The organism is Shinella sp. R2-11 (assembly GCF_055330205.1).
In genome coordinates this window covers 291,076-314,575 of the sequence record NZ_JBVAPC010000007.1, presented here as the reverse complement: position 1 = coordinate 314,575, position 23,500 = coordinate 291,076, and the positions used below count along the sequence as shown (strand labels likewise).

General features: G+C 66.0%; 18 protein-coding genes. 13 read left to right on the top strand and 5 right to left on the bottom strand.

The window, feature by feature from the left end; translation table 11 throughout:
* A partial coding sequence (locus ACZ1A1_RS18920; protein ID WP_463621125.1) for an ABC transporter ATP-binding protein occupies positions 1–1,692 on the bottom strand: 1,692 nt, incomplete at its 3' end.
* 399 nt (positions 1,693–2,091) lie between these two features.
* Between ACZ1A1_RS18920 and araD the strand changes: the two genes are divergently transcribed.
* From araD to ACZ1A1_RS18900, 4 genes are all read left to right on the top strand, one after another.
* Positions 2,092–3,834 carry an L-arabinonate dehydratase gene (gene araD, locus ACZ1A1_RS18915; RefSeq protein ID WP_463621124.1) on the top strand — a complete coding sequence of 581 codons (1,743 nt, stop codon included), beginning with the start codon at positions 2,092–2,094 and terminating at the stop codon, positions 3,832–3,834.
* 168 nt (positions 3,835–4,002) lie between these two features.
* Positions 4,003–5,400, top strand: coding sequence for a DUF2793 domain-containing protein (locus ACZ1A1_RS18910; RefSeq protein ID WP_463621123.1), 1,398 nt, complete (start codon positions 4,003–4,005; stop codon positions 5,398–5,400).
* Between the two features lie 55 nt (positions 5,401–5,455).
* Positions 5,456–5,914 carry a YbaK/EbsC family protein gene (locus ACZ1A1_RS18905; RefSeq protein ID WP_463621122.1) on the top strand — a complete coding sequence of 153 codons (459 nt, stop codon included), beginning with the start codon at positions 5,456–5,458 and terminating at the stop codon, positions 5,912–5,914.
* Between the two features lie 232 nt (positions 5,915–6,146).
* Positions 6,147–7,439 (top strand): NCS2 family permease, encoded by a 1,293-nt coding sequence (locus ACZ1A1_RS18900; protein WP_463621121.1) that lies wholly within the window; start codon positions 6,147–6,149, stop codon positions 7,437–7,439.
* Between the two features lie 315 nt (positions 7,440–7,754).
* Here the strand turns inward: ACZ1A1_RS18900 and ACZ1A1_RS18895 are convergent, their stop codons facing one another.
* The gene (locus tag ACZ1A1_RS18895) at positions 7,755–8,240 is read right to left on the bottom strand and encodes an ureidoglycolate lyase (protein ID WP_463621120.1); all 486 of its coding nucleotides are present in this window, start codon (positions 8,238–8,240) and stop codon (positions 7,755–7,757) included.
* A 121-nt stretch (positions 8,241–8,361) separates the two neighbouring features.
* The gene (gene puuE / locus ACZ1A1_RS18890) at positions 8,362–9,780 is read right to left on the bottom strand and encodes an allantoinase PuuE (RefSeq protein ID WP_463621119.1); all 1,419 of its coding nucleotides are present in this window, start codon (positions 9,778–9,780) and stop codon (positions 8,362–8,364) included.
* Between the two features lie 160 nt (positions 9,781–9,940).
* Between puuE and uraH the strand changes: the two genes are divergently transcribed.
* From uraH to xdhC, 4 genes are read left to right on the top strand one after another with little or no spacing between them, the layout of a single operon-like run.
* Positions 9,941–10,306, top strand: a complete 366-nt coding sequence (gene uraH, locus ACZ1A1_RS18885; protein ID WP_203317086.1) for a hydroxyisourate hydrolase — start codon at positions 9,941–9,943, stop codon at positions 10,304–10,306.
* Positions 10,307–10,309: 3 nt separating this feature from the next.
* The gene (gene xdhA, locus ACZ1A1_RS18880) at positions 10,310–11,794 is read left to right on the top strand and encodes a xanthine dehydrogenase small subunit (RefSeq protein WP_463621118.1); all 1,485 of its coding nucleotides are present in this window, start codon (positions 10,310–10,312) and stop codon (positions 11,792–11,794) included.
* 3 nt (positions 11,795–11,797) lie between these two features.
* Positions 11,798–14,164: a xanthine dehydrogenase molybdopterin binding subunit gene (gene xdhB / locus ACZ1A1_RS18875; RefSeq protein WP_463621117.1), complete on the top strand. Its 2,367-nt coding sequence runs from the start codon at positions 11,798–11,800 to the stop codon at positions 14,162–14,164.
* 48 nt (positions 14,165–14,212) lie between these two features.
* Positions 14,213–15,061, top strand: a complete 849-nt coding sequence (gene xdhC, locus ACZ1A1_RS18870; RefSeq protein ID WP_463621116.1) for a xanthine dehydrogenase accessory protein XdhC — start codon at positions 14,213–14,215, stop codon at positions 15,059–15,061.
* Here xdhC and ACZ1A1_RS18865 read toward each other — a convergent pair.
* Positions 15,051–15,998, bottom strand: coding sequence for a LysR family transcriptional regulator (locus tag ACZ1A1_RS18865; RefSeq protein ID WP_463621115.1), 948 nt, complete (start codon positions 15,996–15,998; stop codon positions 15,051–15,053). The genes xdhC and ACZ1A1_RS18865 overlap by 11 nt on opposite strands.
* Before the next feature lie 140 nt (positions 15,999–16,138).
* On the opposite strand from ACZ1A1_RS18865, the gene ACZ1A1_RS18860 reads away from it, so the two are divergent.
* Together ACZ1A1_RS18860 and guaD are read left to right on the top strand one after the other, a co-directional pair.
* Positions 16,139–17,380 carry a urate hydroxylase PuuD gene (locus tag ACZ1A1_RS18860; protein ID WP_203317093.1) on the top strand — a complete coding sequence of 414 codons (1,242 nt, stop codon included), beginning with the start codon at positions 16,139–16,141 and terminating at the stop codon, positions 17,378–17,380.
* Entirely contained in the window at positions 17,377–18,720 is a 1,344-nt protein-coding gene (gene guaD, locus ACZ1A1_RS18855; RefSeq protein ID WP_463621114.1) for a guanine deaminase, read from the top strand. Before ACZ1A1_RS18860 ends, guaD begins: the two co-directional genes overlap by 4 nt.
* Positions 18,721–18,918: 198 nt before the next feature.
* Here guaD and bhcR read toward each other — a convergent pair whose 3' ends face one another.
* Complete coding sequence (gene bhcR, locus ACZ1A1_RS18850) at positions 18,919–19,740, bottom strand: HTH-type transcriptional regulator BhcR (protein ID WP_463621113.1); 822 nt, start codon at positions 19,738–19,740, stop codon at positions 18,919–18,921.
* Between the two features lie 165 nt (positions 19,741–19,905).
* On the opposite strand from bhcR, the gene gcl reads away from it, so the two are divergent.
* The 3 genes from gcl (at position 19,906) to ACZ1A1_RS18835 (ending at position 23,463) form a co-directional block, all read left to right on the top strand.
* Positions 19,906–21,693: a glyoxylate carboligase gene (gene gcl, locus ACZ1A1_RS18845; RefSeq protein WP_463621112.1), complete on the top strand. Its 1,788-nt coding sequence runs from the start codon at positions 19,906–19,908 to the stop codon at positions 21,691–21,693.
* A 70-nt stretch (positions 21,694–21,763) separates the two neighbouring features.
* Positions 21,764–22,543, top strand: coding sequence for a hydroxypyruvate isomerase (hyi, locus tag ACZ1A1_RS18840; protein ID WP_463621111.1), 780 nt, complete (start codon positions 21,764–21,766; stop codon positions 22,541–22,543).
* A gap of 35 nt (positions 22,544–22,578) precedes the next feature.
* A complete protein-coding gene (locus ACZ1A1_RS18835) occupies positions 22,579–23,463 on the top strand; it encodes a 2-hydroxy-3-oxopropionate reductase (RefSeq protein WP_463621110.1) in 885 nt (294 codons plus the stop codon).
* Positions 23,464–23,500: the final 37 nt, after the last annotated feature.

The following is a 23,500-nucleotide window of genomic DNA, read 5'->3' as shown; positions in this document are numbered from 1 at the left end:
GCGGCCGTTCTTCCGGGCAATCAGCTCCGCATGGCTGCCGCTCTCGACGATGTAGCCGTCGTCCACGACCAGGATGCGGTCGGCATTCGCGATGGTCGCAAGCCGATGGGCAATAACAAGCGTCGTGCGGCCGCAAGAGAGTTCGGCAAGGGATTGCTGGATGGCGCGCTCCGTCTCCGTGTCGAGCGCCGAAGTCGCCTCGTCGAGGATGAGGATCGGCGGGTTCTTCAGGAAGATGCGGGCGATGGCCAGGCGCTGCTTCTGGCCGCCGGAGAGTTTTACGCCGCGCTCGCCGATGATTGTGTCAAAGCCGTCGGGAAGGTTTGCGATCACGTCGTCGAGGCGCGCCCGGCGGGCGGCGTCGACGATCTCCGCCTCGCTTGCCTCCAGCCGGCCATAGGCGATGTTCTCGCGGATCGTGCCGGCGAAGAGGAAGACGTCCTGCTGCACGATGCCGATATTGGAGCGCAGCGACTTCAGCGTCATGTCGCGGATGTCGACGCCGTCGATGGCGATCGTGCCGCCCGTCACCTCATAGAAGCGCGGCAGCAGCGAACAGATCGTCGTCTTGCCCGCGCCGGACGGGCCGACGAAGGCGATCGTCTCGCCCGCCCTGATCGAAAGGTCGAGCCCGTCGAAGATCGGCCGATCGTCGCTGTAGCCGAAACGGACGCCGCGATAGTCGATGTCGCCGCGCAGCCGGCTGACATCGGTTGCCGTCTCGCGATCGCGGATATCCGGATCGGTGTCGAGGAACTGCGTGTAGCGCGTGAAGCCGGCAATGCCCTTCGGATAGGTCTCGATGATCGAGTTGATCTTGTCGAGCGGCCGGAAGAAGACGTTCACCAGCAGCAGGAAACCGACGAAGCCGCCGGCCGAGAGCTCGCCGCGCGTGACGAACCAGGCCCCCGCCAGCATCACCACCACCTGCACGAAGCGCATGGAGAGGTAGGAGAGCGACATGGAGGCCGCCATCACCTTATAGGCCTGAAGCTTGGTGACGAGGTAGTTGCGGTTGCTCTCGGCGAAGAGCCGGCGCTCGTGCTCCTCGTTGGCGAAGGCCTGCACGACGCGGATGCCGCCGACATTCTCCTCGATGCGCGCATTGAAATCGGCGACGCGGCCGTAGATAGCGTGCCAGGTCGAGGTCATGCGCGCGCCGTAATGGGTGGTGACGAAGGCCGTAAGCGGCACGATGACGGCGGTGATCAGCGCCAGCGGTACATGCACCCACAGCATGAGGATGAAGGCGCCGATCAGCGTCATGATGGCGATGAAGAGGTCTTCCGGCCCGTGATGGGCGACTTCGCCGATCTCCTCGAGATCCTTCGTCAGCCTTGCGACAAGATGGCCGGTCTTCTGGTTGTCGAAATAGCCGAAGGAGAGCTTCTGCAGGTGGTCGAAGGCCTTTCGGCGCATCTCCGCCTCGATGCGGATGCCGAGCATATGGCCCCAATAGGTGACGATGACCTGCAGGCCCGCATTGACGAGGTAGATGAGGAAGAGGCCGACGGCAGCGAGCGCGATGAGATCGAGCCGGCCGGTCGGCAGCAGGCGGTCGATGAAGAGCGTCACGGCGACGGGGAAGGCGAGCTCCAGAAGCCCGGCGACGACGGCGGAGGAGAAATCCAGCGCGAAGAGGCCGCGGTGCGGGCGGTAATAGGACGCAAAACGCTTCAGGAGATCAGGCATCGGGAAGGCAGCCTTCAGTATCGGTATTACCGGCCAGGACGGCCGAGGGTGCCCCTTCCCCTATCGTCGTTCCATTCGCTTGTCGACCGGCGTCTTTCGGCACCACCATAAGCCGTTATAAAAGTGGGCCGGCAGCGATGACGTCAATCGCAGAGGAGGCAGACGGACCGCGTACGAAGATTCTTTGGCGAGGGTGTCCCGAAGGACCCTTGCCGCCCGCGCCGACAGCCCGTTCTTCGCGCCCGGCCGTATCATGACGCATTTGATATGCAACGATATCGATTGATGATTTGACTGTCATGGGCCTTCCGCGCTTCCCTGTGGGTCACAGGGAGGATGGCGATTTGCGCGCGAGCGCGCGCTCCGCATCGCCCGCAGAACAGAAAGCAAGGCACGACAATGACATTCAAACCCTCCCCCTGGCCGCGCAAGCTGCGTTCGCAGGAGTGGTACGGCGGCACCTCGCGCGACAACATCTATCATCGCGGCTGGCTGAAGAACCAGGGCTACCCGCACGACCTGTTCGACGGGCGTCCGGTGATCGGCATCCTCAACACCTGGTCGGACCTCACTCCCTGCAACGGGCATCTGCGCGAGCTTGCCGAGAAGGTGAAGGCGGGTGTCTGGGAGGCGGGCGGCTTTCCGCTGGAGGTTCCGGTCTTCTCGGCCTCGGAAAACACCTACCGGCCGACGGCCATGATGTACCGCAACCTCGCCGCGCTCGCGGTGGAGGAGACGATGCGCGCCCAGCCGATCGACGGCGCGGTGCTGCTCGTCGGCTGTGACAAGACGACGCCCTCGCTTCTGATGGGCGCGGCCTCCACCGACATCCCCTCCATCGTCGTCACCGGCGGGCCGATGCTGAACGGCTGGTTCCGCGGCGAGCGCGTCGGCTCGGGCACGGCGCTCTGGCAGATGTCGGAGGCAATCAAGGCCGGCACGATGAGCAAGGAGGACTTCCTCGACGCCGAGCAGGCGATGAGCCGCTCGTCGGGCACCTGCAACACGATGGGCACGGCCTCCACCATGGCCTCCATGGCGGAAGCCCTCGGCATGGCGCTGTCCGGCAATGCCGCCATCCCCGCCGTCGACAGCCGCCGCCGCGTGATGGCGCAGCTCACCGGCCGCAGGATCGTGCAGATGGTCAAGGACGACCTGAAGCCTTCCGACATCCTCACCCGCGAAGCCTTCGAGAACGCCATCCGCACCAACGGCGCCATCGGCGGCTCGACCAATGCCGTCGTGCACCTCCTGGCGCTCGCCGGCCGCGTCGGCATCGATCTGACGCTCGACGACTGGGACTGCCTCGGCCGCGACGTGCCGACCATCGTCAACCTCATGCCGTCGGGCAAGTACCTCATGGAGGAGTTCTTCTATGCGGGCGGCCTGCCTGTGGTGCTGAAGCGTCTCGGCGAGGCGGGCCTCCTCCACAAGGAGGCGCTGACCGTTTCCGGCGAGAAGATCTGGGACGAGGTCAAGGACGTTACCAACTGGAACGAGGACGTCATCCTGCCGACAGAGAAGGCTCTGGCCCGTGAGGGCGGCATCGCCGTGCTCAAGGGCAACCTCGCGCCGAAGGGCGCGGTGCTGAAGCCCTCCGCCGCCACGGCCTCGCTGATGGTGCATCGCGGCCGCGCCGTCGTCTTCGAGGATATCGACGACTACAAGCGCAAGATCAACGATCCCGATCTCGACATCGACGAGACCTGCGTGATGGTGCTGAAGAACTGTGGTCCGCGCGGCTATCCGGGCATGGCCGAGGTCGGCAATATGGGCCTGCCGCCCAAGGTACTGAAGAAGGGCATCACCGACATGGTGCGCATTTCCGACGCGCGCATGTCCGGCACCGCCTATGGCACGGTCGTGCTGCACACCAGCCCGGAGGCCGCCGCCGGGGGGCCGCTCGCCATCGTGCGCGACGGGGATTTCATCGAGCTCGACGTGCCGAACCGGCGCCTGCATCTCGATGTGCCGGACGGCGAGATCGAGCGCCGCCTTGCCGAATGGCAGAGCCCGGTCGAGCGCCCCGCGAGCGGCTACGGCATGCTCTACCACGACCATGTCACCGGGGCCGATACCGGCGCCGATTTCGACTTCCTGCGCGGCGCCCGCGGCAATGCCGTGCCGAAGGATTCGCACTGACCGCCCGGGCGATCTCTCGGGATCGCCCTTCGGGAAATGCGGCGGCCGCCGATCCGGCCGCCGCCCACTGGCTCCTGCCGTCTGACAGACTTTTCGAAGCCGCGTTTTCCCCGCCTTCCGCCGCCCTCCTATAATCGTCCCGAACCGACAGGACTGGAGCCGGACGAAATGGACGCGACCGAAAACCTCAACCTTCCCTATATCCTGCCCGCGCAGGCGCAGAAGCACGTCACCCATAACGAGGCGATCAAGGCGCTGGATGCGATCCTGCATCTCGCGGTCCTGAGCCGCGCGCTTTCGAGCCCGCCGGCAAGCCCGGCGGGCGGTGACCGCTATCTCGTGCCGGCGGGCGCGACGGGCGCCTGGACCGGCCAGGCGAAGGCGGTCGCCGCCTGGCAGGATGAAGCCTGGACCTTCTATCCGCCGCGCGCCGGCTGGCTTGCCTATGTCCTCGACGAGAATGTCATGCTGGCCTTCAAGGGCGGCGACTGGGCGCCCGCCGGCTTCGATATCGTCCTTCCCGACCGGATCGGCATCAATGCGACGGCGGATGCGACGAACCGGCTGGCCGTCGCGTCGCCAGCCTCGCTCTTCACCAACGAGGGTGCGGGGCACCAGATCAAGGTCAACAAGGCCAGTGCCGGCGATACGGCCTCGCTGCTCTTCCAGACGGGCTGGTCCGGCCGCGCGGAGATGGGGCTTGCCGGCAGCGATGCTTTCCGCGTCAAGGTGAGCGCGGACGGCGCGTCCTTCGTGGATGCCATGGTGGCGGACCCGGCGACCGGGCGCGTTCGCTTTCCCGCGGGCGTGGAGGGCCTGCGGCCGCAGCTTACCGCGAGCCGCACCTATTACGTCGCGGCCGGCGGCAGCGACGGCAATGACGGCCTGACGCCCGGTACGCCCTTCGCCACCCTGCAGAAGGCGGTGGATGCGGCGCACGCGCTCGATTGCGCCAGCCATGACGTGACGATCCAGCTTGCCGACGGCAGTTACGCCGGGGCGACGGTCGCCCGGCCGCTTCTCGGCGGCGGCACGCTCTTCATCAAGGGCAACGAGACGACGCCGGCCTCCGTGGTCCTCACGGGCGGCCTCGTCTTTTCCAACGGCGCGCAGGCGCGCGTCTCCGGCATCCGCATCGCCATTGCGACGGACCTCGTGCACGGGCTTTCCGTCGGTAACGGCGTGACCCTCCGGCTCGGCAAGATGGAATTCGGCGCCGTCGGCGCGAATGCCGACCACATCTTCTCCGACAATCCCTGCCGGATCGTGCTGGAGGAGAACTACACCATCACCGGCGGCGCGCGCCGGCACATGAACATCGGCGCCGGCCTCCTCACTGGCGAGGGGCGCACCTTCACGCTGACCGGCACCCCCGCCTTCACCCAGTTCGTCGCGGCCCGCAATGCCGGCATAGTATCGCTGTCGAGCCCGGTGATCGTCGGCAGCGCCACCGGCAGCCGCTACCTCGCCGAGACCAACGGCGTCGTCAACACCTTCGGCAAGGCGGCGACCTTCCTGCCCGGCTCGACGGCCGGCACTACCCCCTCCGGCGGCATCTATGCCTGACGGGACCGACGCGGCGGCTCTTGCATCGGGGCCGCCGGTCTGGTTATGACAGGCCATGTCGCTCGAATCCGTCCGCACCTTCTTCGCCCGGAATGCTCCCGATATCGACGTGCTCGTCACCGAGCAGAGCTCGGCGACCGTGCCGCTCGCCGCCGAGGCGCATGGCGTCGAACCCGCGCAGATCGCCAAGACGATCTGCCTGCGCGTCGGCGAGGAGATCGTGCTCATCGTCGCGGCCGGCACGGCGCGGCTGAGCAACCGCAAGTTCAAGGACCGTTTTGCCGCAAAGCCGCGCATGCTGGGCGCGGAAGAGGTGGTGTCGGCGACCTCCCATCCGGTCGGCGGCGTCTGCCCCTTCGGCCTTCCTTCGGCGCTTCCGGTCTATTGCGACGTGTCGCTGCGCGCCTTCGACGAGGTGGTGCCAGCAGCCGGCGCGACCAATGCGGCGGTGCGCATCGCGCCGGATCGCATGGCGGGTCTCGTCGGCGGCGAGTGGGTCGACATCTGCGATTGAGGCGACGGCGGGCGGCGCCTGCCGTGAAAGAGTTTCGCGCAAATCCGGGGCAATCCCCGGCTGGCGCGGGCGCCCCTGAACACGCAATATGACAAAGCTGTGATCACGGTGGCCTGTCTCTTTCGGACCGCCGCGCACAGGCGCGGAAGGAACCGCGAACGGGCCGCTGGAGGAGCATCTGGCCCGTATCTATCGCACGGCGGCGCAACAGCGCCCGCCAGGGGGAGAAAATATGTTTGAAAAGTTTTTCAAGCTGAGTGAGCACGGCACGTCGGTTCGCACCGAGGTGATCGCGGGTCTGACGACCTTCCTCACGATGTCCTATATCATCTTCGTCAACCCGGACATCCTGTCGACGACGGGCATGGACCGGGACGCCGTCTTCGTAGCGACCTGTCTGGCGGCGGCGCTCGGCTCCATGGTCATGGCGACCATGGCCAACTGGCCGATCGGCATGGCGCCCGGCATGGGCCTCAATGCCTTCTTCGCCTTCACTGTCGTCGCTGCCCTCGGCTTCACCTGGCAGCAGGCACTCGGCGCGGTCTTCATCTCCGGCATGATCTTCGTTCTCCTCACGGTAACGGGTGTTCGCAGCTGGCTGATCGAAGGCATCCCGCATTCGCTGAGAAGCGCGATTGCCGCCGGTATCGGCCTCTTCCTCGGCATCATCGCCCTGAAGAGCTCCGGCATCGTCGTCGACAACCCGGCAACGCTCGTCGGCCTCGGCGATCTGAAGCAGACCGGCCCGCTGCTGGCGATCCTCGGCTTCTTCGTCATCGCCGTGCTGGATGCGCTGCGGGTCAAGGGCTCGATCCTTATCGGCATCCTCGTCGTCACGGTCCTGTCCTGGATCCTCGGCGTCAGCGAGTTCCGCGGCGTCGTCTCCATGCCGCCGTCCATCATGCCGACCTTCCTGCAGCTCGACATCATGGGCGCCCTGCATGGCGGCCTGCTGCATGTCATCCTCGTCTTCGTGCTTGTCGAGGTCTTCGACGCCACGGGCACGCTGATCGGTGTCGCCAAGCGCGCCAACCTCATCCAGGAAGGCCAGAAGAGCCGCCTCGGCCGCGCGCTTCTTGCGGACAGCACGGCCATCGTCGCCGGCTCGCTGATCGGCACGAGCAGCACCACGGCCTATGTGGAAAGCGCTTCGGGCGTGCAGGCGGGCGGTCGCACGGGCCTCACCGCCTTCACCATCGCGATCCTCTTCCTTGCTGCTCTTTTCCTGTCGCCGCTCGCGGGCTCGGTGCCGAGCTATGCGACGGCTCCGGCCCTGCTCTATGTTGCAGGCCTCATGATGCGTGAGCTGACGGAAGTCGAATGGGAAGACCTGACGGAAGCGGCTCCGGCTGCGCTCACCGCGCTCGCCATGCCCTTCACCTACTCGATCGCCAATGGTCTTGCCTTCGGCTTCATCAGCTATGTCGTTCTGAAGCTCTTCACGGGCAAGTGGAAGGACATCCACCCGGCAACCGCCATCGTCGCCATCCTCTTCGTCATCCGCTTCGCCTTCTTCGCGGAGTAGGAAAGAACGCATAGACAGGAAAGGGCCGCGCGATGAGTGCGGCCCTTTTCGTTTGGGGAAATACGAAGGCCGGAGAGGAGCGACGAGCCCGCCGCGCTATCGCTAAGCGTCGCCCACCTCTCCTCCGTCATGGTCGGGCCTGACCCGACCATCCATGCGTGGATGAGGATGATGTCGGCGGCTGGGGAATGGTCCCCGAAACACGAACGGGCCACGCTCATCGCGCGGCCCGTTCCTTCATGGCTCACAAAATCCGGATACGAAAAAGCCGGCCCGTGGAGGCGGGCCGGCGGATCCGTGAGGCCGGTGGAAGTCTCAGCGGATCAGAAACGCTTCCTCGTAGAAATGCTCCTCGAGGTTGACGCCCTCGCCGCCGCGGTCGACCACGGCGAAGTCGGAGGGCTTGTCGAGCGGGGTCAGGATGCCGTGCCAGACGTTCCGGCCGATATTGACGCCCTGGCCCGGCGCCGTGCGGAAGGCGATCGGCTCGGCCGGGCCGTTTTCCGTCTCCTCGGCGACGACCACCAGGAAGGTGCTGTCGCTAAGTGGAATGAAGGCCTGGCTGCCGAGCGGATGCCGCTCGACCATGTTGAGTTCCAGCGGCAGCGGATAGGGCTCGCCGCGCAGGAGGCTGATCATCGGCCGCGCCTTCTCGCCGGTCGTCTCGACATGCGCAAGGTCGTGGTAGCGCACGCATTTGCCCGCATTGATCGGGAAATTGTGCGCGCCGTCCTGTTCGATGACCTGGCCGAAAGGCGCGAAAGCCTCGCGGGTCAGCGGTTTGATCTCGATGGTCTTCATGGATTTCCTCCCTCGGCCGGAATGGCCGGATACGCTTGCCGGCGACAGGCCGTGCTGGTGAACGTTGCAGCGGGACAGGGTGGGGAGGCTCCCCGTCTCGCCAAGGTTTATCATATTCCGCTCAGGCGGGAAGCAGGGCGTTGAGCCGGAGCAGGGCGATCCGCTCCACCTGGCGGCACGCGGTGGCGAATTCGGCGTCGCGATCGTTCGCGATGCGCTTTTCGAAGGCCGCGAGGATGCTGGCCTTCGTGTTGTCGCGCACGGCGATGATGAACGGGAAGCCGAATTTCATGACATAGCGCTCGTTGAGTTCGGTGAAGCGTGCCCGTTCCTCGTCCGTCAGTGCATCGAGGCCGGCGGAGGCCTGCTCCTCCGTCGAGCTTGCCGTCAGGCGCCTGGCCTCGGCCAGCTTGCCGGCAAGGTCCGGGTGGGCGACGAGGACGCCGAGCCGCTGCTCGTCGCTTGCCGCGCGGAACTGGAAGGTGAGCGCGGCGGCGAGGCCGATGGCCGTGTCGTTCGCCGGCGAGAGCTCGTCCGCCCATGCCCGGCGCGCCACCCAGTCGGAATGCTCGAAAATGCCGCCGAAGCGCTCGACGAACGCCTCCTCGCTCATCTCGGACGGCCGCTCGGCGCGCGGGCGCGGCGGGTGGGTCTTCGCCCAGTGCTCGGCGATGTCGACGCGCCGGGCGATCCAGACCTTTTCGTGGCCCTTGACGTAGTCGATGAAGCGGGCGAGCGCCATGACGCGGCCGGGCCGGCCGATCAGGCGGCAATGCAGGCCGATGCTCATCATCTTCGGGCTGCCCGCCGCCCCTTCGGCATACAGCGCATCGAACGAATCCTTCAGGTAGCTGAAGAACTGGTCGCCGGAATTGAAGCCCTGCGGGGTGGCGAAGCGCATGTCGTTGGCATCGAGCGTATAGGGAATGATGAGCTGCTGCCGGCCGTCATGCTCGTGCCAGTAGGGCAGGTCGTCCGAATAGGTGTCGGAGATATAGTCGAAGCCGCCGGCCTCGGTGACGAGGTCGACCGTGTTCACCGAACAGCGGCCCGTATACCAGCCGCGCGGCCGCTCGCCGGTGACGAGCGTGTGCAGGCGGATCGCCTCGGCGATGGCCTCACGCTCCTCCTCCGGCTTCATGTCCTTGTGCTCGACCCATTTCAGGCCGTGCGAGGCGATTTCCCAGCCGGCGTCGAGCATCGCGGCGACCTGGGCGGGCGAGCGCCTGAGCGCGGTCGCGACGCCATAGACCGTCACGGGCACGCTCTTTTCGCTCAGCAGCCGGTGCAGGCGCCAGAAGCCGGCGCGGGCGCCGTATTCGTAGATCGATTCCATGTTCCAGTGGCGCTGGCCGGGCCATTGCGCGGCTCCGACGATCTCGGAGAGGAATGCTTCGGATGCCGCATCGCCATGCAGCACGCAGTTCTCCCCGCCTTCCTCGTAGTTCAGCACGAACTGCACGGCGACGCGCGCTTCGCCCGGCCATGCGGCCTTTGGCGGGGTCTCTCCGTATCCGTGCATGTCGCGGCAATATCGCATGGAACGCTCCTCCAAACGTTTTCGATGACGCATGTTTAACCCAGGATTCGCGCGCGCAATTCCCCTGGAAAATTTGAAAGTCTCGAACGATCTTTCCGCTTTTCAGTGGAAACGGGCTGGCGGATAGTGATTGCAGGCGCATTGTGCTCGGGAGGAAAACATGCAGTCTCATTCGCACGGAGCCGGCCGGCTCACGACCCACGTCCTGGACACCGCCCGCGGCAAGCCGGCGGAGGGCCTGCGCATCGACCTCTACCGGGTCGAAGGCGACGCGTTCCACCACCTCAAGACCACCGAGACGAACGACGACGGCCGCTGCGACGCGCCGCTGCTTTCGGGCGAGACGATGAAGGCCGGCACCTACGAGCTGCGCTTCCATGCCGGCGACTATCTCGGCCGCACGGGCGACGGCCCGCTCTTCCTCGACATCATCCCGATCCGCTTCGGCCTTGCCGACGAGGGCGCGCATTACCATGTACCGCTTCTGGTCTCGCCCTTCAGCTATTCCACCTACCGCGGGAGCTAAACCATGGCGGCCGTGACGATCCGCTCGGAACTGCGTTTCATCCTCAACGGCAAGGACGTGTCCCTCAGCGACGTCGCGCCGGACCAGACCCTGCTCGACTGGCTGCGCCTCTCCCGCCTGCTGAAAGGCACGAAGGAAGGCTGCGCCGAGGGCGACTGCGGGGCCTGCACCGTGCTGGTGGGACGCCTGATGCCGGAAGGCGGGCTGGTCTATGAGGGCGTCAATGCCTGCATCCGCTTCCTCGGCTCGCTGGACGGCTGTCATGTCGTGACGGTCGAGCATCTGGCCGCTGCTGACGGGCGCCTCCATCCCGTGCAGCAGGCCATGGTGGATTATCACGGCTCGCAATGCGGCTTCTGCACTCCGGGCTTCGTCATGTCGCTCTATGCGCTCTGGATGAAGACGCCGAACCCGGGCGACCGCGAGATCGAGACGGCCCTGCAAGGCAATCTCTGTCGCTGCACCGGCTACGAGCCGATCCTGCGCGCCGCCCGCGCCATCTCGACCTATGGCGGCACGGACAGGGACCCGCTGCTTTCCGAACGCGAGACCATGATCGCCCGCCTCAAGGGCATGCGCGACGGCGCCCGCGTCGAGATCGGCGAGGGCAAGCGCCGCTTCATCGTGCCCGCCGGCCTCGACGACTTCGCCGCCGTGCTGGAAGCTTCGCCGACCGCGACGGTCGTTGCCGGTTCCACCGACGTCGGCCTCTGGGTGACGAAGCACATGCGCGACATCGCGCCGGTGGTCTTCATAAGCGGGCTCGACGAGCTGAAGTCGATTTCGGTGAAGGATGGCACGGTCTCCATCGGCGCCGGCGTCACCTATAGCGAGGCCGTCTCGGTCCTCGCGCAGCATATTCCGGTGCTGGCGCCCCTGATCCACCGCATCGGCGGCCAGCAGGTGCGCAACATGGGCACGATCGGCGGCAACATCGCCAACGGCTCGCCCATCGGCGACACGCCCCCCGCGCTCATCGCGCTCGGCAGCATGCTGACCTTGCGCAAGGGCGCCGAACGGCGCACCATCTCCCTGCAGGACTTCTTCATCGCCTATGGCAAGCAGGACCGCCAGCCGGGCGAATTCGTCGAGGCCGTGCATGTGCCGGTGCCGGCGGCCTCCGAGAAGGTCGCCATCTACAAGGTGACCAAGCGCCGCGACGAGGACATCACCGCGACGCTCGGCGCCTTCCGCCTGGCGCTGGCCGACGACGGCACGGTGGCGGCGATCACGATCGCCTATGGCGGCATGGCGGCGACGCCGAAGCGTGCCTCCGCCGTCGAGGCCGCGCTCCTCGGAAAGCCCTGGACCGAGGCGACCGTGGAAGCGGCCATGGAGACGTACACGGAAGACTACGCACCGCTGACCGACATGCGCGCAACCGCCGAATACCGCGCGCTGGTGGCAAGGAACCTGCTTCTGCGGTTCTTCGTGGAAACCACATCCGGCGCGGCGAGCGCGCAGGTGCAACGATACGAGGCAGCGTGAGCCATGAACAAGCATACGACCGACCTCAAGGCCGAGAAGATCACCGGCGGCGTGCATGCGAGCCCCCGCCATGACTCCGCCCACAAGCACGTCGCCGGAACCGCCGTCTATATCGACGACATCACCGAGCCCGCCGGCACGCTGCATGCCGGCCTCGGCCTTTCCACCGTCGCCCACGGCGTCCTGAAATCCGTCGACCTTTCGGCGGTGCGCGCCGCGCCCGGCGTCGTCGCGGTGCTGACGCACGAGGACATTCCCGGCGTCAACGACATCTCGCCCTCGGGCATGCACGACGATCCGGTGCTCGCCGCCGGCAAGGTGGAGTTCCACGGCCAGCCGATCTTCTGCGTGATCGCCGAGACGCGCGAGGAGGCCCGCCGTGCCGCCCGGCTCGCGAAGATCGAATATGAGGAACTGCCGGCCGATATCGACATCTGGGACCTCGACCAGTCCACCCACCGCCAGGTCTTCCCGCCGCTGACGCTGAAGCGCGGCGATGCGGCGGCGGCGCTCGAAGGCGCCCCGCGCCGTGTGAAGGGCCGCATGCGGCTCGGCGGCCAGGATCATTTCTATCTCGAAGGCCAGGTCTCGCTCGCCGTGCCGGGCGAGGACGACGAGGTCCTCGTCCACTGCTCCACCCAGGGGCCGAGCGAGACGCAGCACATGATCGCCCATGCGCTCGGCGTGCCGAGCCATGCCGTGACGGTGGAAGTGCGCCGCATGGGCGGCGGCTTCGGCGGCAAGGAGACGCAGGCAAACCAGTGCGCGGCGCTCGCCGCCATCGCCGCCAAGAAGCTGAACCGCGCCGTGAAGGTGCGGCTCGACCGCGACGAGGACATGGTCGCCACCGGCAAGCGGCACGACTTCGCCATCGATTACGATGTCGGCTTCGACGAGGAGGGCCGCATCCTCGCCGTGGACTATACCTTCGCGCTCAGGGCCGGCTTTTCGGCAGACCTTTCCGGCCCGGTGGGCGACCGGGCGCTGTTCCACTGCGACAACGCCTATTTCTTCCCGCATGTGCACGCCAAGACGGCGCTGCTGCATACCAACACGGTGTCGAACACCGCCTTCCGCGGCTTCGGTGGCCCGCAGGGCATGGTGGGCGCTGAGCGCGTCATCGACGAGGTGGCCTTCGCCGTCGGCAAGGACCCGCTCGAAATCCGCAAGCTGAACTTCTACGACGAGATCGGCGTCGAGGGCACCCGCAACCTCACGCCCTATCACCAGAAGGTCGAGGACTGCATCATCCAGCGCATCGTCGCCGAGCTGGAGCAGAGCGCCGACTATGCCGGCCGCCGCAAGGCGATCGCCGAATTCAATGCGAAGAGCCGCATCGTCAAGCGCGGTATCGCGCTGACGCCGGTCAAGTTCGGCATCTCCTTCACCAAGACCGAATCCAACCAGGCCGGCGCGCTGGTGCATGTCTATACGGACGGCTCCGTGCACATGAACCATGGCGGCACGGAAATGGGCCAGGGCCTGCACCTGAAGGTGGCGCAGGTCGTGGCGGAAGAATTCCAGATCGATCTCGACCGGGTGAAGATCACCGCGACGACGACCGCCAAGGTGCCCAACACCTCGCCGACCGCCGCCTCCTCGGGCGCCGACCTCAACGGCATGGCGGCGCAGAATGCCGCCCGCCAGATCAAGGACCGGCTGATCGATTTCGCTGCGGAAAGCCATCAGGTGCCGCGCGACCAGGTCGTCTTCCTGCCCAACCGGGTGCGCATCGGCAATGCCGAGATTTCCTTCAACGATCTCGTCAAGCAGGCCTATGTGGCGCGCGTCCAGCTTTCGGCGGCCGGCTTCTACAAGACGCCGAAGATCCACTGGGACCGCTCCAAGGGCCGCGGCCACGCCTTCTACTACTACGCCTACGGCGCGGCCTGCTCGGAAGTGTCCGTAGATACGCTGACCGGCGAATATGTCGTCGAGCGCACCGATATCCTGCACGATACCGGCCGCTCGCTGAACAAGATCATCGATATCGGCCAGGTCGAGGGCGGCTTCATCCAGGGCATGGGCTGGCTGACGACGGAGGAGCTGTGGTGGGACGGCAAGGGGCGGCTGCGCACCCACGCGCCCTCCACCTACAAGATCCCGCTCGCCTCGGACCGTCCGAAGATCTTCAACGTGGCGCTCACCGACTGGTCGGAAGCCTACGAGCCGACGATCCACCGTTCCAAGGCGGTCGGCGAGCCGCCGCTGCCGCTCGGCCTTTCCGTGCTGCACGCCCTGTCGGATGCGGTGGCGAGCGTGGCGGATCACAAGGTCTGCCCGAAGCTCGACGCTCCCGCGACGCCCGAACGCGTGCTGATGGCCATCGAGCGGCTGAAAGCCGGCCGAGCAATTCCAGGAAAAGTGTGATGCGGTTTTCCGTCCGGAATTGCGGCCAGGCGAAGAAGGGATAGGACGATGCCCGCCGCGCGCGAAGACATCCGGGATTTCCTGCGCCGCGAACCGGCGGTCATCCTGGTCGAGGTGACGGGAGCCGCGGGCTCCACGCCGCGCGACACCGATGCCTGGATGCTCGTTTCCGAGCGGTCCATCTTCGCGACGATCGGCGGCGGACAGCTCGAATACATGGCCATCGACCAGGCGCGTCGGGCGCTGCGTTCCGGCCTTGCCGCCGAGCCGATGAACGTGCCGCTCGGCCCGGAGATCGGCCAGTGCTGCGGCGGCCGGGTCGGCCTTGCCTTCACCGCTGTCGGGCCTTCGCTGGCAGGCGACCTCGTCGCCCGCAGCGAGCGGGAAATGGCGGCGCGCCCGCATGTCTATGTCTTCGGCGCCGGCCATGTCGGCGATGCGCTCGCCATGGCGCTCTCGCTCGCGCCGCTGCGCGTCATCCTCGTGGATACGCGCGAGGATGAGCTGATGGCCTCCACGGTGCCGCGCATCGAGACGTGCCTCACCCCCATGCCCGAGGCCGTGGTGCGCGATGCACCCGCCGGCAGCAGCTTCGTGATCCTCACCCATGACCACGCGCTCGATTTCCTCATCGCCGCCGAGGCGCTGAGGCGCACGGATGCCGCCTATGTCGGCATGATCGGCTCGAAGACGAAGCGCGCCACCTTCCGCAACTGGCTGTCGCGCGAAAGCGGCTCCCCCGATCTCTTCGATAAGCTCACCTGCCCCATCGGCGGCACCGCCCTCAAGGACAAGCGCCCCGCCGTCATCGCCACCCTCGCCGCCGCCGAGATCATGACGGCGGCGCTGACGTGGACGGTGGAGCGGGCGAAGGCTTCCGAAACGTTCAGTCGATAGTTTCCTCGAACGCCGCCGGCTCCTCGTCGAGCAGCCTGCCGATCAGCCGCTGACAGCGCTCCGCCATGAAATCGATCATCAGGCGGACCTTCGGGTCCTGGAAGCGCTTGTGCGGGTAGATCGCGGCGAGCTGCACGGAGGCGGGCGGGCTGTCCTTCAGGATCTCGACAAGCCTTCCGTCCTTCAGGTGGTTGTTCACCTCGAAGCGCGGCTTGTTGATGATGCCGCGGTCCTCCAGCGCCCACTGGGTGAGCACGTCGCCGTCGTCGCTGTCATAGGGGCCGGCGACCTCGAACTTGCGCGGGCCTTCGGGCATCACCAGCGTCCAGTAATATTCCTTCGAGCCGGGATAGCGCAGCAGGAGACAGTCGTGCCTGTCGGCGATCAGCGCGTCTGCGTTCGCGGGCATGCCGCGGCGCGCGAGATAGGCGGGCGAGGCGCAGAGCACGCGCTCGCATTTGAGGATGCCGCGCATGCGCAGGTTCGAATCCTCCAGCACGCCGAGCTTGAAGGCGACGTCCACGCCCTCGGCGAGGATGTCGACATTGTGGTCCGACAGGCGCACGCGCACCTCGATGTCGGGATACTTGTCGTGGAATTCGGGAATGCCCGAGGCGATCAGCCGGCGGCCGATGCCGAGCGGGGCGGTGATGCGCAGCGAGCCCTTGGGGTTGCGCGACAGGTCCGCGATCGCCGCTTCCGCCTCGTTCACCGCCTCGATGATCTTCACCGCGCCGTCGTAGAACACGCGGCCGTGCTCGGTCGGCGAGAGCTTGCGCGTGGTGCGGTTGAAGAGGCGCACGCCGAGATGGCGCTCCAGCTCCTTGATGCGGTTGCTGGCGACCGCAGGGGTGACGCGCTGGTCGCGCCCTGCCGCGGAAAGCGTACCGAGTTCGACCACGCGAACGAAGACGCGTACATTATCGAGATAGGACATGGCCCTTTCTACCACATCGGCGTATGGAGCAAAGTAGGCTCCATCTTTTAGTTTTTTTTGAAAGTGTTGGTGATTCACCGGGATTTCCGGGAAAATCACTTGATGGCAAACAAGCCCATGGAAAATGGGTGGAGGTCCCTATGTACGAATATGCCATTGCCTGGGATTGGGTCATGTTCGCGGTCCGCTGGCTGCACGTGATCACGGCCATCGCCTGGATCGGCTCGTCCTTCTATTTCGTCGCGCTCGACCTGGGCCTGAAGAAGCATCCCGATCTGCCGCCGGGCGCCTATGGCGAGGAATGGCAGGTCCATGGCGGCGGCTTCTACCATATCCAGAAGTATCTCGTGGCGCCGGCCAAGATGCCCGAGCATCTCGTCTGGTTCAAATGGGAAAGCTACGTCACCTGGCTCTCCGGCTTCGGCATGCTCTGTCTCGTCTATTACGCGGGCGCCGACCTCTATCTCATCGACCCGAACGTGCTCGACGTCTCCAAGCCGGTGGCGATCGCCATCTCGCTGGCCTCGCTCGGCTTCGGCTGGATCCTGTATGACCTGATCTGCAAGTCGCCCTTCGGCAATGACAATACGCGGCTGATGGTGGCGCTCTATTTCATCCTGGTCGTCGTCGCCTGGGGCTATACGCAGCTCTTCACCGGTAGAGCCGCGTTCCTGCATCTCGGCGCCTTCACGGCGACGATCATGTCGGCGAACGTCTTCTTCATCATCATGCCGAACCAGCGCATCGTCGTCGCCGACCTCATCGCCGGCCGCACGCCCGATCCGAAATACGGCAGGATCGCCAAGCAGCGCTCCACGCATAACAACTACCTGACGCTGCCGGTGCTGTTCCTCATGCTGTCGAATCACTATCCGCTGGCCTTCGGCACCGAGTTCAACTGGATCATCGCCTCGCTCGTCTTCCTGATGGGCGTCACCATCCGCCACTACTTCAACACCCGCCACGCCGATGCCGGCAACCCGACCTGGACCTGGCTCGCCACGGCCCTGCTCTTCGTCGCCATCATGTGGCTCTCCACGGTGCCTAAGATCCTGACGGGCGAGACGGCCGACGCGAAGGTCTCGGCAACCGCGCAGCCCTTCATGACGGCGGAAGCCTTTCCGAAGGTGCGCGACACCGTGCTCGGCCGCTGCTCCATGTGCCATGCCAAGGAACCCGGCTGGGAAGGCCTGATCGCGCCGCCGAAGGGCGTCGTCCTCGAAACTGACCACGATATCGCCAACCACGCGCGCGAGATCTATTTGCAGGCCGGCCGCTCGCATGCCATGCCGCCCGCCAACGTCACGCAGGTCTCCGACGAGGAGCGCAAGCTCTTCGTCGCCTGGTACGAAAGTGCCGTCAGCGGGGAGAAGACCCAGTGAGCGATCTCCTGATCCGCGGACGGGTACTCACCTTCGTCGCCGAGCCGCAGGGCATCGACGACACGGCCGCCTGGCGCTACTTCGAGGACGGCGCCGTCCTCGTGCGTGGCGGCAAGGTGGTGGACACGGGCGATCATGCTGTCATCAGCAAACTCGTCGGCGCGGATGTCGAGGTGGCCGATCACCGGCCGAACCTCGTTCTGCCGGGCCTTATCGATACGCATCTGCACTTCCCGCAGACCCAGGCCATCGCTTCCTACGGTGCGCAGCTCCTCGAATGGCTGAACACCTACATCTTCGTCGAAGAGCAGAAATTCGCCGACGCCGCCCATGCGGGCGCCGTGGCGGACCGCTTCTTCGACGAGCTTCTGTCGAACGGCACCACCACTGCCGTCGCCTATTGCTCGGTGCATCCCGAGAGCGTCGACGCCTATTTCACGGCGGCCGAGGCGCGGGGCATGCGCATGGTCGGCGGCAAGGTGATGATGGACCGCAACGCGCCCGACGCGCTGCGCGACACGCCGCAGAAGGGCTATGACGAGACGAAGGCGCTGATCGGGAAATGGCACGGCCGCGGCCGCGCGCACTATGCGATCAGCCCGCGCTTCGCCATCACCTCGACGCCGGAGCAGATGGAGATGAGCCAGGCGCTCGTCGCGGAAAATCCCACCTGCTATGTCCAGACCCACCTTTCGGAAAACCACGACGAGATCGCCTTCGCAACCTCGCTCTATCCGGAAGCGAAGGACTATACGGACATCTACGCCCGCTATGGCCTCCTGAACGAGCGCATGCTGCTCGGCCATTGCATCCATCTCAGCGACCGGGAAATCGGCGTGCTCGCCGAGACCGGCAGCGTCGGCGTCTTCTGCCCGACCTCCAACCTCTTCCTGGGGTCGGGCCTCTTCGACCGCGACCGTTTCGACAAGGCTGGCGCGCGCTGGTCGGTGGCGACGGATGTCGGCGCGGGCACCAGCTTCTCCATGCTGGAGACCATGGACGAGGCCTACAAGGTGCTGCACCTTCGCGGCCAGAAGCTGACGCCGTTCAATTCCTTCTACCGCATGACGCTGGGCAATGCCCGCGCGCTCGGGCTGGAGAAGCATATCGGCTCGCTCCATGCCGGGGCGGATGCGGATATCGTCGTGCTCGATTCGAGCGCCAAGACGGCGATGGAATACCGCATGCGCACGGCGAAATCGCTGCTGGAGGAACTCTTCATCCTCCAGACCATGGGCGACGACCGCTGCGTTGCGGAAGTCTATGTCGCCGGCAAGGCGATGAAGGGCAAGGGCGCAAAGCGCGCGGCGGCCGCAAGCCGCCTGCTCGAAACCGCCTGACGGATCCGGGGCGGATCGCCCCTCATCCGGCCTGCCGGCCACCTTCTCCTTGGCTGCGGGGAGAAGGAAAAGCGCGGCACGGTTTCCCGTCCCGCTGCCCAAACTGTTTCAGGAAACCGGCGCACCATCTTCCTTCTCCCCGCTTGCGGGGAGAAGGTCGCGGCAGCGGGATGAGGGGCCCGCGCGTTCCTCGGCCGACTACGCCAGCCGTCCCCCCATCGCCCGCGTCACGCCCTCCGCCGCCGCCCGCACTACGGGGCCGAACGCATCCACCTTGCTGTCGGGAAGCCGCACCGCCGGGCCGGACACCGAGATGCCGGCAACCGCCTCGCCATATTCGTCGAAGATCGGCGCCGCCACGCAGCGCATGCCGAGCGTGTGCTCCTCGTCGTCGATCGACCAGCCGCGGGTGCGGATCCTGCCTATGTCCTCCAGCAGCGTCGGGATCGTGTCGCGGGTCTTGTCGGTGAAGTGCTGCAGCGTGCGGCCGGCCAGCAGCGCCTCGATCCGGGCGTCGGGCCAGGTCGAGAGGATCGCCTTGCCGATGCCGGAGGCATGGATCGGCCCGCGCCGGCCGGGGCGGAAGAAGGCGCGCATCGGCGCATGGCTTTCGACCTGCGAGATGAAGACGACGTCGCCGTCGTCCTCGATGGCGATATTGGCGGTCTCGCCGCATCCTTCCATCAACTGCTTGAGGAACGGCCGGCTGATCGTGCCGAGCTTGCGGAAGCGCAGATAGGCGGTGCCGATCTCGAAGGCCTTGACGCCGATCGTCCAGGCGCCGGTCTCCCCGTCATGCATCACCATGCCGTGCTGGGCGAGCGAGGTGAGCAGCCGGTGCACGGTAGAGGGCGCCATGCCGGAAGCGTCCGCAAGGTCCGTCAGCGCCGCGCCGTCGGCCGCCGCCACCAGATCGAGCAGCTTCAGGCTCCGGTCGAGCACTTGCACCGAGGACGGCGCCGCGTTTTCCGCCGGTTTGCGCCCCGGTCGCCCGCGCGTCTTTTCCTGATGCTGCGCCATGATGGTTTTCTCCTGCCTGCCTTGTCATTTCCATAGCCGGCCCGGAGCGATTGTTCCAGTTTCGTTGAAAATGTTTATTTCCGTATGATGGGATTTATTTCCATTTTATGATTGCGCTGAAACGCCGATGCGCTACCTTCCCTCTCAAGAGACGGAGGAAAACCCATGGCTAAAATGCGTGCTGTCGACGCGGCGGTGCTGGTTCTGGAGAAGGAAGGCGTCGATTGCGCCTTCGGCGTTCCGGGCGCTGCGATCAATCCCTTCTATTCGGCGCTGAAGGCGCGCGGCTCGGTCCGCCATATCCTCGCCCGCCATGTCGAGGGCGCCAGCCACATGGCCGAGGGCTATACCCGTGCCCGCGCCGGCAATATCGGCCTTTGCATCGGCACGTCGGGCCCCGCCGGCACCGACATGATCACCGGCCTCTATTCGGCCTCCGCCGATTCGATCCCGATCCTCTGCATCACCGGCCAGGCGCCGCGCGCCCGCCTCGACAAGGAGGATTTCCAGGCGGTCGACATCGCCAAGATCGCCGCGCCCGTCACCAAATGGGCCGTCACGGTCATGGAGCCGGGCCTCGTGCCTTACGTCTTCCAGAAGGCGTTCCACACGATGCGTTCCGGCCGTCCCGGCCCGGTCCTCATCGACCTGCCAATCGACGTCCAGCTCGCCGAGATCGAGTTCGACATCGACGCCTACGAGCCGCTGACGCCCTACAAGCCGGCCGCCACCCGCGCCCAGGCCGAGAAGGCGCTCACCATGCTCAATGAATCCGAGCGCCCGCTGCTCGTCGCCGGCGGCGGCATCATCAATGCGGATGCCTCGGACCTCCTGGTCGAGCTTGCGGAAATCACCGGCGTTCCGGTCATCCCGACCCTGATGGGCTGGGGCGTCATCCCGGACGATCACCCGCTGATGGCCGGCATGTGCGGCCTCCAGACCTCGCACCGCTACGGCAATGCCACGCTGCTCGTCTCGGACTTCGTCTTCGGCATCGGCAACCGCTGGGCGAACCGCCACACCGGCAACATCCCGACCTACACGGAAGGCCGCAAGTTCATCCACGTCGACATCGAGCCGACCCAGATCGGCCGTGTCTTCACGCCGGACTTCGGCATCGTCTCCGATGCCGGCGCCGCCCTTCAGGTCTTCGTCGAGGTCGCGACGGAATGGAAGGCGGCGGGCAAGCTGCGCGACTGGTCCGGCTGGGCCGGCGAATGCCGCGAGCGCAAGCGCACCATGCTGCGCAAGACCCATTTCGACCAGATGCCGCTGAAGCCCCAGCGCGTCTACGAGGAGATGAACAAGGCCTTCGACCGCGACACCTGCTACGTCTCGACCATCGGCCTCAGCCAGATTGCCGGCGCGCAGTTCCTGCATGTCTACAAGCCGCGCAACTGGATCAATTGCGGCCAGGCCGGCCCGCTCGGCTGGACGCTGCCGGCAGCGCTCGGCGTGCGCGCCGCCGACCCGGACCGTCCGATCGTCGCGCTGTCGGGTGACTACGACTTCCAGTTCCTCATCGAGGAGCTTGCAGTCGGCGCCCAGCACAAGCTGCCCTACCTGCATGTGGTCGTGAACAATTCCTATCTCGGCCTCATCCGCCAGGCCCAGCGCGGCTTCAACATGGACTTCGAGGTCTCGCTTGCCTTCGACAACATCAACGCGAATGCCGACTCGGAAGCCGGCTACGGCGTTGATCACGTCGCGGTCGCCGAAGGCCTCGGCTGCAAGGCCATCCGCGTTCGCAGCGCCAACGAGTTCCAGGAAGCCTTCAACACGGCGCAGAAGCTGATGAAGGAGCACCAGGTTCCCGTCGTCATCGAGTTCATCCTCGAGCGCGTCACGAACATCGCCATGGGTGCCGACATCAACGCTGTCGTCGAGTTCGAGGAACTGGCAGAACGCGGCGAGGATGCGCCGACGGCAACGCTGGCCGCGCTGCTGGATTGAGGGCAAGCAATTCCAGGAAAAGTGTAAAGCGGTTTTCCGTTCGGAATTGCGCTTCAAGAAGGAGAGAACCATGCCGAAATTTGCGGCCAACCTGACCATGCTCTTCAACGAGGCGCCCTTCATGGAGCGCTTCGCCCTGGCCGCCAGGGCCGGCTTCGAGGGGGTCGAATATCTCTTCCCCTACGATTTCGACAAGGACGCGATCCGCGCCGAACTCGACAAGCATGGCCTGACGCAGGTCCTGCACAACCTGCCGGCCGGCGACTGGGCCGGCGGCGAGCGCGGCATCGCGGTGCTGCCGGATCGCGTCGACGAGTTCCGTGAAGGCGTGGCGAAGGCCATCGACTATGCCACGAAGCTCGGCTGCAGGCAGGTCAACTGCCTGTCGGGCATCGCGCCGGCCGGCGTGCCGGACAGCGTGCTGCGCGCCACCTTCGTCGCCAACCTCAAGCTGGCGGCGTCGGAACTCGGCAAGCACGGCATCAAGCTCCTGATCGAGCCGATCAACCATTTCGATATTCCGGGCTTCTACCTCAAAACGCCGGACCAGGCGGCCTCGATCATCGCGGAGGTCGGCTCGGACAACCTCTACATCCAGTACGATCTCTACCACCAGCAGCGCACCGAGGGCGAACTGATCGGCACCTTCAGGAAGCACCAGGCGCAGATCCCCCACGTGCAGCTTGCCGACAATCCGGGGCGCAACGAGCCGGGCACCGGCGAGATCGCCTGGCCCTTCGTGTTCAGGACGCTCGACGCGCTGGGCTACGACGGCTGGATCGGCTGCGAATACAAGCCGCGCACCACCACCGCGGAAGGTCTCGGCTGGCTGGCCGAAGTCGGCCGATGAGCCGGAAAATCATTTCAAGATTGGGAGTTTAGATCATGGCAAATATCGGCTTCATCGGCCTCGGCATCATGGGCACGCCCATGGCGCGTCACCTCCAGGATGCCGGCCACACCGTCATCACCTCGAAGTTTTCGGTCGCGCCGCGTCAGGAGCTTCTCGACAACGGCCTGAAGATCGTCGACAGCCCGAAGGCGCTCGCCGAGACCGTCGACACGATCATCCTCATGCTGCCGGACACGCCGGAAGTCGAGGACGTGCTCTTCGGCGAGAACGGCGTCTCCCACGGTCTTTCGGCCGGCAAGCTCGTCATCGACATGAGCTCGATCTCGCCGATCGCGACGAAGGAATTCGCCAAGAAGATCCGCGCGACCGGCGCCGAATATGTCGACGGCCCGGTCTCGGGCGGCGAGGTCGGCGCGAAGAACGCCTCGCTCTCCATCATGGCCGGCGGCTCGCAGGAGAGCTTCGACCGGGCGCTGCCGCTCTTCCAGCTCATGGGCAAGAACATCACCCTTGTCGGCGATTGCGGTGACGGCCAGGTGACCAAGGTCGCCAATCAGATCATCGTGGCGCTCACCATCGAGGCGGTCGCCGAAGCCCTCGTCTTCGCCTCCAAGGCCGGCGCCGATCCGGCGCGCGTGCGCGCGGCGCTGATGGGCGGCTTTGCCTCCTCGCGCATCCTCGAAGTGCATGGCGAGCGCATGGTCAAGCGCACCTTCGATCCGGGCTTCCGCATCTCGCTGCACCAGAAGGACCTCAATCTGGCCCTCCAGGGCGCCAGGACGCTCGGCGTCGCGCTGCCCAACACGGCATCCACGCAGGAGCTTTTCAATCAGTGCGCGGCCCACGGCGATGCGGGCCTCGATCACTCCGGTCTCGTCACCGCGCTGGAGCGCATGGCGAACCACGCCGTCGCATGACGGCCTGGCCGGGCGGGGAGGGGAGCCCCGCCCGGTC

Coding starts and splice junctions, on each gene's coding strand:
- araD (WP_463621124.1), top strand. CDS start 2,092: ATGACATTCAAACCCTCCCCCTGGCCGCGCAAGCTGCGTTCGCAGGAG.
- ACZ1A1_RS18910 (WP_463621123.1), top strand. CDS start 4,003: ATGGACGCGACCGAAAACCTCAACCTTCCCTATATCCTGCCCGCGCAG.
- ACZ1A1_RS18905 (WP_463621122.1), top strand. CDS start 5,456: ATGTCGCTCGAATCCGTCCGCACCTTCTTCGCCCGGAATGCTCCCGAT.
- ACZ1A1_RS18900 (WP_463621121.1), top strand. CDS start 6,147: ATGTTTGAAAAGTTTTTCAAGCTGAGTGAGCACGGCACGTCGGTTCGC.
- ACZ1A1_RS18895 (WP_463621120.1), bottom strand. CDS start 8,240: ATGAAGACCATCGAGATCAAACCGCTGACCCGCGAGGCTTTCGCGCCT.
- puuE (WP_463621119.1), bottom strand. CDS start 9,780: ATGCGATATTGCCGCGACATGCACGGATACGGAGAGACCCCGCCAAAG.
- uraH (WP_203317086.1), top strand. CDS start 9,941: ATGCAGTCTCATTCGCACGGAGCCGGCCGGCTCACGACCCACGTCCTG.
- xdhA (WP_463621118.1), top strand. CDS start 10,310: ATGGCGGCCGTGACGATCCGCTCGGAACTGCGTTTCATCCTCAACGGC.
- xdhB (WP_463621117.1), top strand. CDS start 11,798: ATGAACAAGCATACGACCGACCTCAAGGCCGAGAAGATCACCGGCGGC.
- xdhC (WP_463621116.1), top strand. CDS start 14,213: ATGCCCGCCGCGCGCGAAGACATCCGGGATTTCCTGCGCCGCGAACCG.
- ACZ1A1_RS18865 (WP_463621115.1), bottom strand. CDS start 15,998: ATGTCCTATCTCGATAATGTACGCGTCTTCGTTCGCGTGGTCGAACTC.
- ACZ1A1_RS18860 (WP_203317093.1), top strand. CDS start 16,139: ATGTACGAATATGCCATTGCCTGGGATTGGGTCATGTTCGCGGTCCGC.
- bhcR (WP_463621113.1), bottom strand. CDS start 19,740: ATGGCGCAGCATCAGGAAAAGACGCGCGGGCGACCGGGGCGCAAACCG.
- gcl (WP_463621112.1), top strand. CDS start 19,906: ATGGCTAAAATGCGTGCTGTCGACGCGGCGGTGCTGGTTCTGGAGAAG.
- hyi (WP_463621111.1), top strand. CDS start 21,764: ATGCCGAAATTTGCGGCCAACCTGACCATGCTCTTCAACGAGGCGCCC.
- ACZ1A1_RS18835 (WP_463621110.1), top strand. CDS start 22,579: ATGGCAAATATCGGCTTCATCGGCCTCGGCATCATGGGCACGCCCATG.